Source organism: Hydrogenophaga sp. (assembly GCF_050250835.1).
Lineage (GTDB): Bacteria > Pseudomonadota > Gammaproteobacteria > Burkholderiales > Burkholderiaceae_C > Hydrogenophaga.
This window is the reverse complement of record NZ_JBFWNX010000003.1, coordinates 180,085-193,693: the sequence shown is the minus strand read 5'-3', so window position 1 is coordinate 193,693 and position 13,609 is coordinate 180,085. Positions and strand designations below refer to the sequence as shown.

The 13,609-nt window shown below is 66.3% G+C and carries 13 protein-coding genes; 7 read left to right on the top strand and 6 right to left on the bottom strand.

Annotated elements, in window-relative coordinates; genetic code table 11:
* Positions 1 to 32 precede the first annotated feature (32 nt).
* The 5 genes from gshA to AB7F11_RS05985 all read left to right on the top strand — a co-directional run bounded on the left by gshA (position 33) and on the right by AB7F11_RS05985 (position 6,034).
* Positions 33 to 1,325, top strand: coding sequence for a glutamate--cysteine ligase (gene gshA, locus AB7F11_RS06005; protein WP_428291639.1), 1,293 nt, complete (start codon positions 33 to 35; stop codon positions 1,323 to 1,325).
* 132 nt (positions 1,326 to 1,457) lie between these two features.
* Complete coding sequence (locus AB7F11_RS06000; protein WP_428291638.1) at positions 1,458 to 3,326, top strand: potassium transporter Kup; 1,869 nt, start codon at positions 1,458 to 1,460, stop codon at positions 3,324 to 3,326.
* 298 nt (positions 3,327 to 3,624) lie between these two features.
* On the top strand, positions 3,625 to 4,806 hold the full coding sequence (locus AB7F11_RS05995; protein ID WP_428291506.1) for a benzoate/H(+) symporter BenE family transporter: 1,182 nt from the start codon (positions 3,625 to 3,627) through the stop codon (positions 4,804 to 4,806).
* Positions 4,807 to 4,811: 5 nt separating this feature from the next.
* On the top strand, positions 4,812 to 5,762 hold the full coding sequence (gshB, locus tag AB7F11_RS05990) for a glutathione synthase (RefSeq protein ID WP_428291507.1): 951 nt from the start codon (positions 4,812 to 4,814) through the stop codon (positions 5,760 to 5,762).
* On the top strand, positions 5,759 to 6,034 hold the full coding sequence (locus AB7F11_RS05985) for a VF530 family DNA-binding protein (protein WP_428291508.1): 276 nt from the start codon (positions 5,759 to 5,761) through the stop codon (positions 6,032 to 6,034). Before gshB ends, AB7F11_RS05985 begins: the two co-directional genes overlap by 4 nt.
* A gap of 79 nt (positions 6,035 to 6,113) precedes the next feature.
* Here AB7F11_RS05985 and AB7F11_RS05980 read toward each other — a convergent pair whose 3' ends face one another.
* The 3 genes from AB7F11_RS05980 to mdeB form a co-directional block, all read right to left on the bottom strand.
* Positions 6,114 to 7,004 (bottom strand): universal stress protein, encoded by an 891-nt coding sequence (locus AB7F11_RS05980; protein ID WP_428291509.1) that lies wholly within the window; start codon positions 7,002 to 7,004, stop codon positions 6,114 to 6,116.
* Positions 7,005 to 7,090: 86 nt separating this feature from the next.
* A complete protein-coding gene (locus tag AB7F11_RS05975) occupies positions 7,091 to 7,492 on the bottom strand; it encodes a GreA/GreB family elongation factor (protein WP_428291510.1) in 402 nt (133 codons plus the stop codon).
* Between the two features lie 384 nt (positions 7,493 to 7,876).
* On the bottom strand, positions 7,877 to 10,462 hold the full coding sequence (mdeB, locus tag AB7F11_RS05970; RefSeq protein ID WP_428291511.1) for an alpha-ketoglutarate dehydrogenase: 2,586 nt from the start codon (positions 10,460 to 10,462) through the stop codon (positions 7,877 to 7,879).
* A 101-nt stretch (positions 10,463 to 10,563) separates the two neighbouring features.
* On the opposite strand from mdeB, the gene AB7F11_RS05965 reads away from it, so the two are divergent.
* On the top strand, positions 10,564 to 11,049 hold the full coding sequence (locus AB7F11_RS05965) for an Lrp/AsnC family transcriptional regulator (protein ID WP_428291512.1): 486 nt from the start codon (positions 10,564 to 10,566) through the stop codon (positions 11,047 to 11,049).
* A 4-nt stretch (positions 11,050 to 11,053) separates the two neighbouring features.
* On the opposite strand, the gene AB7F11_RS05960 is transcribed toward AB7F11_RS05965, so the two are convergent.
* Positions 11,054 to 11,653: a hypothetical protein gene (locus AB7F11_RS05960; protein ID WP_428291513.1), complete on the bottom strand. Its 600-nt coding sequence runs from the start codon at positions 11,651 to 11,653 to the stop codon at positions 11,054 to 11,056.
* 84 nt (positions 11,654 to 11,737) lie between these two features.
* Here AB7F11_RS05960 and AB7F11_RS05955 point away from each other — a divergent pair, with 84 nt between their 5' ends.
* The gene (locus AB7F11_RS05955; RefSeq protein ID WP_428291514.1) at positions 11,738 to 11,962 is read left to right on the top strand and encodes a hypothetical protein; all 225 of its coding nucleotides are present in this window, start codon (positions 11,738 to 11,740) and stop codon (positions 11,960 to 11,962) included.
* A gap of 10 nt (positions 11,963 to 11,972) precedes the next feature.
* Here AB7F11_RS05955 and AB7F11_RS05950 read toward each other — a convergent pair whose 3' ends face one another.
* Together AB7F11_RS05950 and AB7F11_RS05945 are read right to left on the bottom strand one after the other, a co-directional pair.
* Complete coding sequence (locus AB7F11_RS05950) at positions 11,973 to 12,641, bottom strand: DUF6064 family protein (RefSeq protein ID WP_428291515.1); 669 nt, start codon at positions 12,639 to 12,641, stop codon at positions 11,973 to 11,975.
* 25 nt (positions 12,642 to 12,666) lie between these two features.
* Positions 12,667 to 13,605, bottom strand: a complete 939-nt coding sequence (locus tag AB7F11_RS05945) for an aldo/keto reductase (RefSeq protein ID WP_428291516.1) — start codon at positions 13,603 to 13,605, stop codon at positions 12,667 to 12,669.
* Positions 13,606 to 13,609 lie beyond the last annotated feature (4 nt).

Genomic DNA, 13,609 nt, shown 5'->3' with positions numbered 1-13,609 from the left:
TGCCTCCCCCACCAGTCGTACCCCACCCTCCTATGGTTCCGCACCTCGTCACCGCCTTGACTGGCCCTATCAACGAGCTCGAGCAGCGAATCCTCGAATCCACCCCGGTGATCGAGCGCTGGTTCCGGCTGGAGTGGATGGAACACACGCCGCCGTTCTACAGCTCGGTGGACGTGCGCAATGCCGGCTTCAAGCTGGCGCCGGTGGACACGAACCTGTATCCCGGCGGCTGGAACCACCTGACGCCCGAAATGCTGCCGCTGGCGGTGCAGGCGGCCATGGCCGCCATCGAGAAAATCTGCCCCGAGGCCAAGAACCTCCTGCTGGTGCCCGAGAACACCAAGGACATCTTCTACCTGAGCAACCTCGCGCAACTGCAGCGCATCTTCTACATGGCTGGGCTCAATGTGCGCCTGGGCTCGCTCTCCAACGACATCAAGGCGCCCACCACCATCGAGCTGCCCGGCGGCGAAAAGGTGGTGCTCGAACCCCTGATCCGCAGCAAGCGCCGGCTGGGCCTGAAGAATTTCGACCCCTGCACCATCCTGCTCAACAACGACCTGAGCGCGGGCGTTCCCGGCATCCTGGAAGACCTCCACGAGCAGTACCTGCTGCCGCCACTGCACGGAGGCTGGGGCACTCGGCGCAAAAGCCACCACTTCAAGGCCTACGAGGAAGTCTCCAAGCGCTTCGGCAAACTGCTTGGCATGGACCCCTGGCTCATCAACCCGATGTTCAACCAGTGCGGCCAGGTGGACTTCAACTCCGACGCGGGGCTCGAATGCCTGCGCAGCAACACCGACGCGCTGCTCGGCAAGATCCGCCGCAAGTACAAGGAATACGGCATCAATGAAAAGCCTTTTGTCGTCGTCAAGGCCGACAACGGCACCGGCGGCATGGGCATCCTCACGGTGCGCGACGCCAAGGACATCGACCACCTGTCCGACAAGACCAAGGCCCGCATGGCCGTGACGCAGGCCGGACAGGAAGTTCACGAAGTGATCATCCAGGAAGGCGTGCTGACCAACGAGCGCATCAACAGCGCGGTGGCCGAGCCCGTGGTCTACATGATGGACCGCTATGTGGTCGGCGGTTTCTACCGCGTACACGCCGACCGGGGTGTGGACGAAAACCTGAACGCACCCGGTTCCAGCTACGTGCCGCTGGCCTTCGAGCAGAGCGCGCAGTTGCCGCAGCCCGGCGTCAAGCCTGGCGCCAGCGTGCCCAACCGCTTCTACATGTACGGCGTGATCGGCCGCCTGGCCATGCTCGCGGCGAGCTACGAGCTCGAAGCGACCGACCCGGACGCCGAAGTCTACGAATAAGTTGCTGCAGCGCAACATTTTCTGTGGGTGCGCCGGTTTAGGCCGCTGAGACCACAGACAAGCCGGGGTGCCCAGCGCAAAATCGCTGTTCCCCGACAACCGAACCCCGAGCCGACAGGCCGGGGTTGTTTTGTGTCTGCTTCCAAATCGTCTCTGGCGGCGCTCACCCTGGGCGCCATCGGCGTGGTTTACGGCGATATCGGCACCAGCGTGCTGTACGCCGTCAAAGAGGTGTTTGGGTCCGGCCACGTTCCCTTCACCTACGCCAACGTCTACGGGATTCTTTCCATCCTGTTCTGGACGCTCACCGTCATCGTCTCGCTCAAGTACGTGACGCTGGTGCTGCGCGCCGACAACAACGGCGAGGGCGGTCTCATCGCCATGCTGGCGCTGGCTTCCACGGCGGTGAAAGACCGGCCCGCGCTGCGCCAGGGCCTGCTGGTCGTGGGCATTTTCGGCACCTCGCTGTTCTACGGCGATGGTGTGATCACGCCGGCCATCTCGGTGCTTTCGGCGGTCGAAGGCCTGGAGGTGATCTCGCCACACTTCAAGCATTACGTGGTGCCCATCACGCTGCTCGTGCTGTTTGCGCTGTTCGCGGTGCAAAAGCGCGGCACCACCGGCATCGGCCGCTTCTTCGGCCCCATCACTCTCACCTGGTTCCTCACCATCGCTGCGCTGGGCGTGGCGCAGATCGTGGACCACCCCGAAATCCTGGGTGCGCTGAGTCCGCTGCACGCATTGCGCTTCATGTGGGAGCAGCCCGGCACGAGTTTCATCATCCTGGGTGCGGTGGTGCTGTGTGTCACCGGTGCGGAGGCGCTTTACGCCGACCTCGGGCACTTTGGCAAACGGCCGATCCGCCTGGCCTGGTTCCTGGTGGTCATGCCCTGCCTCACGCTGAATTACTTCGGCCAGGGGGCGTTGCTGCTGGCGCGGCCGCAGGCGGTGAAGAATCCCTTTTTCAACATGGCACCCGAATGGATGCTGCTGCCGCTGGTGGTCCTGGCCACCCTCGCCACGGTGATCGCCTCGCAGGCCCTGATCACCGGCGCGTTCAGCGTCACCAAGCAGGCCATCCAGCTCGGCTACCTGCCGCGCCTGAAGGTGCAGCACACCAGCGTGCGGCACACCGGCCAGATCTACATGCCGTTCGTGAACTGGGGACTGTTCGTCGCCATCGTGCTCGCGGTCGTCATGTTCAAGTCGTCCACCAACCTTGCGGCGGCCTATGGCATCGCGGTCACGCTGGACATGCTCATCACCACCGTGCTCACGTTCTACGTCATCCGCTACAGCTGGAGGTACCCGCTCTGGATGTGCCTGGGCGCCACCGGGTTCTTCTTCGCGGTGGACCTGGCCTTCTTCAGCTCCAACCTGCTCAAGCTCTTCGCCGGTGGCTGGTTCCCGCTGCTGATCGGTGGCGCGGTGTTCACGCTCATGATGACCTGGAAACGCGGTCGCGCGCTGATGCATGAGAAGCAGCACGCCGAATCCATTGAACTCGCCAGCTTCCTCGACGCCGTGTTTGTCGCGCCGCCCGTGCGCGTGGAAGGCACCGCCGTGTTCCTGACCGCCGACATCGGCACCGTGCCCAACGCCATGCTGCACAACCTCAAGCACAACAAGGTGCTGCACGAACAGAACCTGTTTGTGACGGTGCGCAGCCACGAAGTGCCCTGGATCGGCCTGGAGAAACGCCTGCAGATCGACCCGCTTGGGCACAACTGCTGGCAGGTGGTGGTGAACTACGGCTTCAAGAACGACCAGGACCTGCCCGAAGCGCTGGAAGCCCTGCGCGGACGCGGCTGCGAAGTGGGCCCCATGACCACCAGCTATTTCCTGTCGCGCGACGTCGTGGTGCCCACCATCGGCAGCGGCATGGCGCCGTGGCGAGAAAAGCTCTTCGCACAGATGCACCACAACGCGAGCGGGGCGGCCGAGTTCCTGAACTTGCCGAGCAATGCGGTGATCGAGCTCGGGTCGAAAGTCGAGATTTGAGCGCCACCCGTTCGGGCCGAGCCACCCCTCCGTTCGGGCCGAGCCACCCCTCCGTTCGGGCCGAGCCACCCCTCCGTTCGGGCCGAGCCACCCTTCCATTCGGGCCGAGCCTCCCCTCCGTTCGGACTGAGCCACCCTTCCGCACGGGCTGAGCCACCCTTCCGTTCGGGCTGAGCCACCCTTCCGTTCGGGCTGAGCCTGTCGAAGCCTCGCCCACACTCAGGCGAACCCTCCGACAGGCTCAGGGCGAGCGGGGTGGCGGGCGGGCCATGGGGCGGGGGGAGTGGACAATCCCCCGATGCCCTTCTTCCGTGACCTCAATCTCTCCGCCGCCACCGCTGGTTTCGTCGCCGTGCTGGTTGGCTTCACCAGTTCGGTGGCCATCGTCTTTCAGGCCGCGCAGGCCTTTGGCGCAACGCCGGCGCAGATCACATCCTGGATGTGGGCGCTTGGCCTGGGCATGGGGCTGTGTTCGGCCATTCCTTCGCTGGTCCTGCGCCAGCCGGTGATGGTGGCCTGGAGCACGCCGGGTGCAGCGGTGCTGGCCACGGCGGGCCTGGCGGGCGGGTTCACCATGGCCGATGCGGTGGGTGCCTTCATCGTCAGCGCGGCGCTCATCACGCTGGTGGGCGCCACTGGCTGGTTCGAGCGGGTGATGAACAAAATCCCCATGGCCATTGCTTCGGCGCTGCTCGCGGGGGTGCTGGCGCGCTTTGGCCTGCAGGCCTTCGACGCCGCCAAGACCGCCCTGCCGCTGGTGGTGCTCATGCTGCTGGCCTACCTGATGGGCCGGCGATTCATGCCGCGCTATGCGGTGCCGCTCACACTGGTGGTGGGCGTCGCGTGGGTGGTGGCCCAGGGGCAGTTCAACGCCAGTGCCGTCACGTTCGAGCTCGCCATGCCGGTATTCAGCCTGCCGGCCTTCAGCCTGGCCGGTTTCACCAGCCTCGCACTGCCGCTCTTCGTGGTCACCATGGCTTCGCAAAACCTGCCCGGTGTGGCGGCCATCCGCGCGGCGGGGTACGACATGCCCATCTCGCGCATCATCACCATGACAGGCGTGGCCACGCTGGTGCTCGCGCCCTTCGGCGCCTTTGCGCTCAACCTCAGCGCCATCACCGCCGCCATCTGCATGGGCCCCGAGGCACACCCCGATCGCGACAAGCGTTACGCCGCTGCCGTGGTCTGTGGTGGGCTCTACGTGTTGATCGGGCTCTTCGGTGCCGCCGTCACCGGCGTGCTCATTGCCTTTCCGCGCGAACTCGTCCTGGCCATCGCGGGCATCGCGTTGCTGGGCAGCATCGGTGGCGGTCTGCACGCCGCGCTCAAGGACGACGCGCACCGCGAGGCCGCGCTCATCACTTTCCTCGTCACGCTCAGTGGCGTGGTGATTGCCGGCGTCGGCTCCGCGTTCTGGGGCGTGCTGGCCGGCGCGATCGCGCTGTTTGTGCAACAGTACGGGCTCAAACCTCGCAAGTGAACCGCATGCCCAAAAAGATCCTCATCGTCGCCGACCCGCTTGAGTCCTTCAAGATCTACAAAGACACCACCTTCGCCATGATGCGCGAGCTGCAGAAGCGCGGCCACTCGCTCGCCACCTGCGAGCCTGAGCAGATGCAATGGCAAAGCGGCCATCCGGTCACCGCGCTGGCACGGCACGTCACTCTCACGGGAGACGCCCACGCATGGTTCAAGACCACCGCCGAAGTGCGCGACCCGCTGCACAGCTTCGACGCCGTGCTCATGCGCAAAGACCCGCCGTTCGACAGCGAATTCTTCTACGCCACCCACTTGCTGGAGCAGGCCGAACGTGAAGGTGCGCGCGTGTTCAACAGCCCGCGCGCGCTGCGCGACCACCCCGAGAAACTCGCGCTCATGGAGTTCGCCTCGTTCGCGCCGCCCACCCTGGTGACGCGTCTGCCTGCCGCCATCCGCGCCTTCCACGCCGAGCACAAGGACATCATCTTGAAGCCGCTCGACGGCATGGGCGGCATGGGCATCTTCCGCGTTGGCGCCGACGGCATGAACCTGGGCTCCATCATCGAGACGCTGAACCAGGGCGGCAGCACCAGCGTGATGGTGCAACGCTACCTGCCGCAGATCGTGGACGGCGACAAGCGCCTGCTCGTGATCGGTGGCCAGGCCGCACCGTTCTGCCTGGCGCGCATACCGCAGGGCAACGAGATCCGCGGCAACCTTGCCGCTGGTGGCAAGGGCGTGGCCTTGCCGCTCTCCGAAAGCGACTGGGCCATTGCCAGGGCCATCGGTCCCAAACTCGCCGCGCGCGGCCTGCTGCTGGTGGGGCTGGACGTGATCGGCGACAAGGTCACCGAAATCAACGTCACCAGCCCGACCTGCTTCCAGGAAATTCAGCAGCAGACCGGCTTTGACGTGCCGGCCATGTTCGTGGATGCGCTGGAGAAAGCACTGGCATGACCACCACCGCGCCCGCCCAACCCCGCAACCCCCTGCACGGACTCACGCTGGAGGCGGTGCTGAACGCGCTGGTGAACCACTACGGCTGGGAAGGACTGGGCGAACGCATCCCGGTGCGCTGCTTCAACCTCGACCCCAGCATCCCCTCCAGCCTGCGCTTCCTGCGCAAGACGCCGTGGGCGCGCGAAAAGGTGGAGGGGCTTTACCTCTTCATGTTGCGCGAAGAGCGCCGCGCACCTAAACCCGCGAGATCGCCAGCACCGCCGCGATGATCGGCATGCCGATCAGCATGCAGGTCAGCAGGAGCATGACCGGAAGACCTTGGAGCGGTCGGCAAAAAGCTGGTCCCTGTCACGGGACCGATCGCCCAGGCGCCCACGAGCCGGGCGCGCCCACCGGCTGAGCATGTGCTTGCTTCAGCGGTACCACCAGCACATCGCTCTGCGCCCACCGGGCCACCCTCTGCGCCACGCTGCCCGTGAGGAAATCGGCCAGTGGTGTGCGGTGCTGTTTTCCCACCACCACCAGTTGCGCACCCGTGGCCTGCTGCTGCACAGCGGTCTGGTAGGCCGCGTCGCCATGGGCCAGATCGAAGGCCAGGGCGGTGCCATCCTGTGCAAAAGCGCTGGTGAGCTGGATCAACCTCTCCCGGGCGCGTTGGCGCGAGCTCATGCGGTTGACCCGCTGGGTCTCCCAGGAGACGTTGGCCGAGCGCAGCTTGGACTCTTCCAGCGTGTCGATGGCGTGAAACAGCTCGACCTGCGAGCCTTCGACCCACGGGCGCGCACTCTCCACAAGTGGCCCGGATCGAGGGGAGAGATCGACCGCCACCAGCGCCCGCTGATAGGCGCCCGCAGGCGCGTGCTTCACCAGCAACACCGGGCACGGGCTGCCTTGCAGGCACTGGTCCGTGAGGCTGCCCTTGTAGAAGGTCTTCCAGTGCCGCTGCCATTGAGGCGCCATCACCAGCAGGCGCGCCGCGCCGCACTGCGCGATGACGCCCTCCAGTGTCGGCGTGGAGGTGGGTGAAGCGGTCACGCGCAGCGCGTGTCGGCGGGCCAGTTGCCTGGCGCGCTGTGCCAGCCGGGCCGCCGGGTCGGTGAAGGGAGAGCCAGTGCTCTCGCCAAAATGAAGCAGATGGAGGTGGTGCTTTTGCTGGCGAGCCAGCATGGCTGCGCGCTCGATGGCGTGCTCGGCCTGCACCGAGTGATCGGTGACGGCCAGTAGGAGAGGGTGGTTCATGAAACATCCTGGGCGTGCGGGGACCGGCCTCCGGCGCCAGGCCGGAGGAGCGATGGAACTGCAGTGGGCGTGGCGCCCGAGGCGATCTACAGGCTGTAGTCGCCGCTCGCCTCGGGCTGGAACAGCAGCGAGACGATTTCTGCCGCGCAGGCGTCACCGTTGGGTGTGCGCCAGCGCGCCGTGGCGCCCACGCGCAGGCCCAACAGGCTGGCGCCGACCGGCGAGAGCACGGAGATGAATCCCTGGTGTGGCTCGGCGTCGTCCGGGTAGCACAGCGTGAGCTTGTGGCGCTTGTGGGAGTCCAGGTCTTCGATGACCACCTGGGAGTACATGGTGACGACGTCCGACGGGACTTCGCGCGAGGCCACCAGATCGGTGCTGTCGAGCACCTCGGCCAGTTCAGGCAAGGCGTGCACGCCACCGAGGTGGCTCAGGCGCGCGTGATCGAGTTCGGTGAGCAGGCGTTCGCCCGCGATGTTTGCATGCATGGAGCACTCCAACCAATGCAGACGCCGAATGAAATGGACGGCGGCCGCGATCGCGCCGGCTTGTGGGCCCGGCGATGGTGGAATGGCGCAAGAAGATGAAGAGGTATCGCCGGGCTCAGGAATGTGCGGCCGGCTGACGTGGGCCTGCCGAACCCATGGCCGAGCGCGCGCGCAGCACGGCACCGGCCTGAAGCGGACGGTGGGTGCGGTGCGGCGATTGGTGGGAGGCGAGGGAAGTCACGCGGGAATTATAGGAAGGCGGGCATATCGCACTGCGGTGTGGTGGCAATGCGTTTTCGCGCGGCGTCTGGTGCGACGCCGTTGCCGGACGAGCGCACGTGATCCTCGTGCTCGGCACCAGGCAAGGCTTGGACTGAAGCCCGTTCAGTGCGCCAGCGCCGCCTTGGCCTGCTGCACGATGCTGGCCGCATCGACCTGGAAGTGCGCGCGCAGCGCGGCGCGCGTGTCGCTGCGGCCAAAGCCGTCAGTGCCCAGCGTGTGGTACGCACGGCCTTGCGGCACGAACGCACGCACGCTCTCCGGCACGGCACGCACGTAGTCGGTGGCGGCCACCACCGGGCCCGAGCCTTCGGCCAGCAGACGCGTGAGATGCGTTGTCTCGGGGCTGTTCAAGCCGTCGCGTGCGAGCTCGCTCCAACTGGTGATGCTGCACACCTCGGCGCAGATGCCCTCCCTGGTGAGCTCGGCGGCGGCCTTGATCACCTCGGTGAGGATCGCGCCGGAGCCCAGCAGGGTGACGCGCCGTGCGGCCTTCTCGTCACCGAAAAGACCGAAGCGGTAGCCGCCCTTGAGCACGTTGGCGGCCGCGCCTTCGGGCAGGTCGGGCTGAGCGTAGTTCTCGTTCATCAGGGTCACGTAATAGAACACGTCCCGCTGATCCACCAGCATGTCGCGCATGCCGGCGTCGACGATCACCGCGAGTTCGCCCGCGAACGCCGGGTCGTAGGCCTTGCAGTTGGGGATGGTTGCTGCCACCAGGTGGCTGCTGCCGTCCTGGTGCTGCAGGCCTTCGCCGCCCAGCGTGGTGCGCCCTGAGGTGGCTCCCAGCAGGAAGCCACGCGAGCGCTGGTCTGCGGCGGCCCAGATGGCGTCGCCCACGCGCTGGAAGCCAAACATGGAGTAATAGATGTAGAACGGCAACATGGCCAGGCCATGCACGCTGTAGCTGGTGGCCGCCGCCGTCCAGCTCGCCAGGGCACCGGCTTCGCTGATGCCTTCCTCCAGGATCTGCCCGTCCAGCGCCTCCCGGTAGCTGAGCACCGAGCCGATGTCTTCCGGCGCGTAGCGCTGGCCCACGCTGCTGTAGATGCCAACCTGCTTGAACAGGTTGGCCATGCCGAAGGTGCGTGCTTCGTCGGCCACGATGGGCACGATGCGCGGTCCGAGTTGCGCGTCTTTCAGCAGGCCGCCGAGCATGCGAACAAAGGCCATGGTGGTGCTCATCTCCTTGCCGTCGGCCTTCAGCGCGAAGGTGGCGTAGGCGTCGATGGGTGGCACCGGCACCACGTCGCACACCGTTTCGCGTCGGGGCATGGCGCCGCCGAGACGCTCGCGGTGTTCGCGCAGGTAGCGCATCTCGACGCTGTCGTCGGCCGGCTTGAAGAACGCCAGACCAGTGGCCTGCTCGTCGGAGAGTGGCAGGTTGAAGCGGTTGCGGAATTCAATGAGGTCGGTGCCGTCGAACTTCTTCTGGCTGTGCGTGGTCATGCGGCCCTGGCCCGCGCTGCCCATGCCGTAGCCCTTCTTGGTGTGCGCCAGGATCACTGTGGGCTGGCCGGTGTGGGCAGCCGCTGCGTGGTACGCGGCGTGGATCTTCACCAGGTCGTGGCCGCCGCGCTTGAGCCGGTCGATCTGTTCGTCGGTCATGCCCTGCGCAAGCCGTGCGAGGTCCTCGTTCTGGCCGAAGAAGTTGTCGCGGTTGAAGCGGCCGTCCTTGGCGGCGAAGGTCTGCATCTGGCCGTCCACCGTGTGGGCGAAGGCGCGCACCAGCGCGCCGCTGGTGTCGCGCGCGAACAGGCCGTCCCAGTCGCTGCCCCAGACCAGCTTGATCACGTTCCAGCCCGCGCCCGCGAACAGCTTTTCCAGCTCGTCGATGATGCGGCCGTTGCCGCGCACCGGGCCGTCCAGGCGCTGCAGGTTGCAGTTGACGACCCACACCAGGTTGTCGAGCTTTTCCCTGGCCGCCAGCGTGAGCGCGCACATGCTTTCGGGCTCGTCCATCTCGCCGTCGCCGAACACGCCCCAAACCTTTCGGCCCTCACAGTTGCGCAAGTTGCGGTGCGTGAGGTAGCGCATGAAGCGGGCGTGGTAGATCGAGCTGATGGGCCCGATGCCCATGGAGCCGGTGGGGAACTGCCAGAAGTCCGGCATCAGCCAGGGGTGCGGGTAGCTGGAGAGCCCGCGTGCGCCCTCGGCCGGGGCGGTGATCTCCTGACGGTAGTGCAGCAGGTCGGCCTCGCTCAGGCGGCCCTCCAGGAACGCCCGCGCATACACACCAGGTGCGCTGTGCGGCTGGAAGAACACCAGATCGCCCTGCTGCCCCGCGCGAAAGAAATGGTTGAACCCGGTCTCGAACAGGTCGGCCGCGCTGGCGTAGCTGGCGATGTGGCCACCAAGCTCGCCATACGCCTGGTTGGCGCGCACCACCATGGCCAGCGCGTTCCAGCGCATGAGCGATGCCAGGCGCTCTTCGATGGCCAGGTCGCCGGGAAAGGCTGGCTGGTCTTCCACCGCGATGGTGTTGACGTAGGGCGTGTTGAGCTCGGGTTGCCAGCCAATGCGCTGCTGGCGCGCCAGGCGAGCCAGTTCGTCGAGGATCTGCCGCGCGCGTGCCGGGCCCTGGCTGTTCGCCAGCGACAGCAGGGCTTCGCGCCACTCCGCCGTTTCGCCGGGGTCGGGGTCGGTGGACGCGGGCTCGATGAAATGCAGCTGTTTGGAATGGTCGTTCATGGTCGGGACTCCTGGACCGGACACTGTAGGCTCACTGGCCTGGCAATTGCTGTCGATGCTTGCGAAGAAGTGCAATTCATGAGGCATAAAATGCTGTGCATATGAAAGCAGACGGCACAAATACACTGGATGCAACCGATCTCCGAATTCTGAAAGAACTCCAGCGCGACGCCAGCCTGTCCAATGTGGAACTGGCCCGGCGCGTGCACCTTTCGCCCTCGCCCTGCCTGGCGCGGGTGCGCGCGCTGGAGGCGCGCGGGCTGATCCGTCAGTACGTGGCCCTGCTCGATGCCAAGCAGCTCGGCTTGCACCTCAACGTGTTCATTTCGATCAGTCTCAAGCAGCAGAACCGGCAGGCGCTGGAGGAGTTCGAGGCGCGCATCGGCATCCGCGACGAGGTGATGGAGTGTTACCTGATGACGGGCGACGCCGACTACCTGCTGCGCGTGGCCGTGCCCGACATGCCCGCGCTGGAGCGCTTCATCCTGGAGCAACTTTCTCCCATCGCCCAGGTGGAAAAGATTCGTTCCAGCTTTGCGCTCAAACAGGTGCGCTACAAGACGGCGCTGCCGCTCGATCAGGCCTGAGGCCTCAGATGCCCGTCAATTCGGCGTAGGCGCGCCGCGTGGCTGGCGACACGGCGGCCAGCACCTGGGCATGGCTGACCTGATGGCGCTTGAGCAGGCGCGCCGAAGCCAGTGTTCGCGAGCGGCAGAACCAGTGGCAGGTGTGTTGCATCAGGTACAACTCCGCCGACAGGGTAAAGGCCTTGTCGCGTGGCGAGCGTTCTGACGGGTTGGCCACCGCGTCAGCGATCCCACGGGCATGAATGCGAAAGGCTTCGCGCAGGTCGAACGTGGTGGCAGGAAAGAACCGGCCCACCCAGGGCAGGGCGATCTTGTTCACCCGTGCAGCGGCTTCGTCTGCGCGCGAAAACTCCGAGGCGAACCGGTTGAACTGGTCGGCAATGGCGGCCTCGGAGCCCGCCTGCAGGCGCCAGATCTGCTCGCGGCGTTGCGGATCTTCTTCATCCAGGGCGCGCAGGTAGCCCTGAACGACGTCTTCCATGAGGCCTTCCATGCGGTAGCGGCCCAGGTGTTGGCCGAGCAGCGCAATGCGCCGCTTCTGCTCTTGCGCGTTGAGGATGACGATGACCGCAAAGGTCACCAGCGTGAAGATGAGGATGTCCATGGACAGGGCGAGGTGTTTTCCGGCAAGCCCGCCAGTGTAGTGACCGGATGAGCCAGGGGCCAGCGAGGATGCGAGAATGAATTCATGACGCGCTCCCTGACCCTTTTCGCCCTGGTCACCCTGGCCTGGGTCGCAAGCCTGCTGGGCCTGTCCTGGCTCGCCGAGGCCTGGATGGGTCGCGAGCTTTCCGTGGGCGAGTGGCTGCTGCTGGGCGTGGTGCTGAGCCTGCTCACCGGGCTGGCGCTGCGGCGCTACCGCCAGCACCACCGGCGCAGGCTGCAGGACATGCGCGACTCGGCGCTCTGGTAGGTCGCCAGCCTCAGGCGCGCTGGCGTGCCACCACCGCCAGCGCCGCAGCCAGTGCCGGTATCCAGCCCTGTGCGGCACCCATGGTCCACAACGTGGTGGCACTCACGGCGCACCACAGCAGGGCCACCACCCACAGCGCGCCCCACAGTCCGCGCACAGAACGGCGGCACGATGCCACGCAGAGCAGCACACCCAGGGTGCCAATGGCGGTGGGGTCCGGTGCGAGGCCAAAGAACTCTGCCTGTGACCAGGGGCGGCCGAAGAGCCAGCTCAACCAGGGGTGCCCCAGCACCGACCAGACCAGCAGGGCCATCCCGGTTCGACGCGGCACACCGTCGCCTGCGATCTGGAACCCGCCCCACAGAGACAGCATCAGCAGGCCGGCTGCCTGAACTGCAAAGGCGATGGCAAAGGCGCTGCCTGCGGTGTTGATGGGGGCATAGCGCTGCCAAAGAAATGCCCACGCCACCAGTGCCCAGCAAGCGGCCAGCACCGCCAGGCCCGCACGCAATGCGCCGGATCGACCTCGCCAGAGCGCGCCTGCGAGTCCAAGCGCAACCAGCGCGGTCAACGCGGGCGCCGGCCAGATCGCCTCGTTGTGCAGTTCGAACAAGCGCCAGTAGGTGCGCGGCGCAAACATCAGCAAGTCCGAGGGGCGGTAGGTCCACCACTCGCTCACCTTGTGCCTCCGCGGGGCGCGAGCCTCAAAGCGCGGCCACTTCGCGCGCCATGCGCGCACGCAGCAAGGCGTCGGGCATGCGGCCGTGCGCGGGACCCATGTTCTGTCGCACATGGGCCACCTGGCTGGTGGCGGGGATCGCACAGGTCACGGCCGGGTGCGTGAAGGCGAACTTGAGCGCCACCTGGGCCCAGCCATCGCAGTCGATTTCACGTGCCCAACCTGGCAGTGGATGGCGGCGCAATGAATCCAGCAAGGCACCTTCCCGGAACGGGCGGTTGACGATGACGGCGATGCCGCGTTCCTGCGCCAGGGGCAGCACGCGTTGCTCCGCCTCGCGATCGAGCAGGTTGTAGGTGACTTGCACGAAGTCGATGGGCTGGGTGCGCATGATCTGTTCGAGTTCGGCGTGGCGTCGACCTTCCGATGTGCTGATGCCGACGTAGCGCAAGCGACCGGCGTCCTTCAACTCCAGCAACCGGGGCAGGTGTTCGCGCCACGACAGCAGGTTGTGCACCTGCATCAGATCGAAGCGCTTCACGCCCCAGTGGGCTCGCGAGGTTTCCATCTGCGCGGTGCCGCGAGCGCCGTCGCCCACCCACACCTTCTCGGCCGAGAACAGTGCGGCAGGCAGGCCCAGCTGCGCCAGTGCGTGGCCTATGGTGGGCTGCGAGGAGCCGTACATGGGCGAACTGTCGATCAGGCGGCCACCTGCTGCAAAGAAGGCGCGCACCACTTGCGCGCAGGTATCGAGGGCCATCGGGTCCTGCCCCACGTTGAACGTGATCCAGGTGCCAAGCCCGACCACCGGCACCGCTTCGCCACTGGAAGGAATGCGGCGCGTGAGGACGGGGCTGGATGATTGCGCTGAAGCCAGCGCCGGCAGTGCGGCCAGCAGCGCGGCACTCGCAAGCCAGCGACGGCGTTGCGTCGATGCGGGGTCGGCGTGTGCGGTGCGGCTCATGCGG

Bases quoted from the DNA above. Each gene is read 5' to 3' on its own strand.
- gshA (WP_428291639.1), top strand. From the start codon at position 33: ATGGTTCCGCACCTCGTCACCGCCTTGACTGGCCCTATCAACGAGCTC.
- AB7F11_RS05995 (WP_428291506.1), top strand. From the start codon at position 3,625: ATGCCCTTCTTCCGTGACCTCAATCTCTCCGCCGCCACCGCTGGTTTC.
- gshB (WP_428291507.1), top strand. From the start codon at position 4,812: ATGCCCAAAAAGATCCTCATCGTCGCCGACCCGCTTGAGTCCTTCAAG.
- AB7F11_RS05985 (WP_428291508.1), top strand. From the start codon at position 5,759: ATGACCACCACCGCGCCCGCCCAACCCCGCAACCCCCTGCACGGACTC.
- AB7F11_RS05980 (WP_428291509.1), bottom strand. From the start codon at position 7,004: ATGAACCACCCTCTCCTACTGGCCGTCACCGATCACTCGGTGCAGGCC.
- AB7F11_RS05975 (WP_428291510.1), bottom strand. From the start codon at position 7,492: ATGCATGCAAACATCGCGGGCGAACGCCTGCTCACCGAACTCGATCAC.
- mdeB (WP_428291511.1), bottom strand. From the start codon at position 10,462: ATGAACGACCATTCCAAACAGCTGCATTTCATCGAGCCCGCGTCCACC.
- AB7F11_RS05965 (WP_428291512.1), top strand. From the start codon at position 10,564: ATGAAAGCAGACGGCACAAATACACTGGATGCAACCGATCTCCGAATT.
- AB7F11_RS05960 (WP_428291513.1), bottom strand. From the start codon at position 11,653: ATGGACATCCTCATCTTCACGCTGGTGACCTTTGCGGTCATCGTCATC.
- AB7F11_RS05955 (WP_428291514.1), top strand. From the start codon at position 11,738: ATGACGCGCTCCCTGACCCTTTTCGCCCTGGTCACCCTGGCCTGGGTC.
- AB7F11_RS05945 (WP_428291516.1), bottom strand. From the start codon at position 13,605: ATGAGCCGCACCGCACACGCCGACCCCGCATCGACGCAACGCCGTCGC.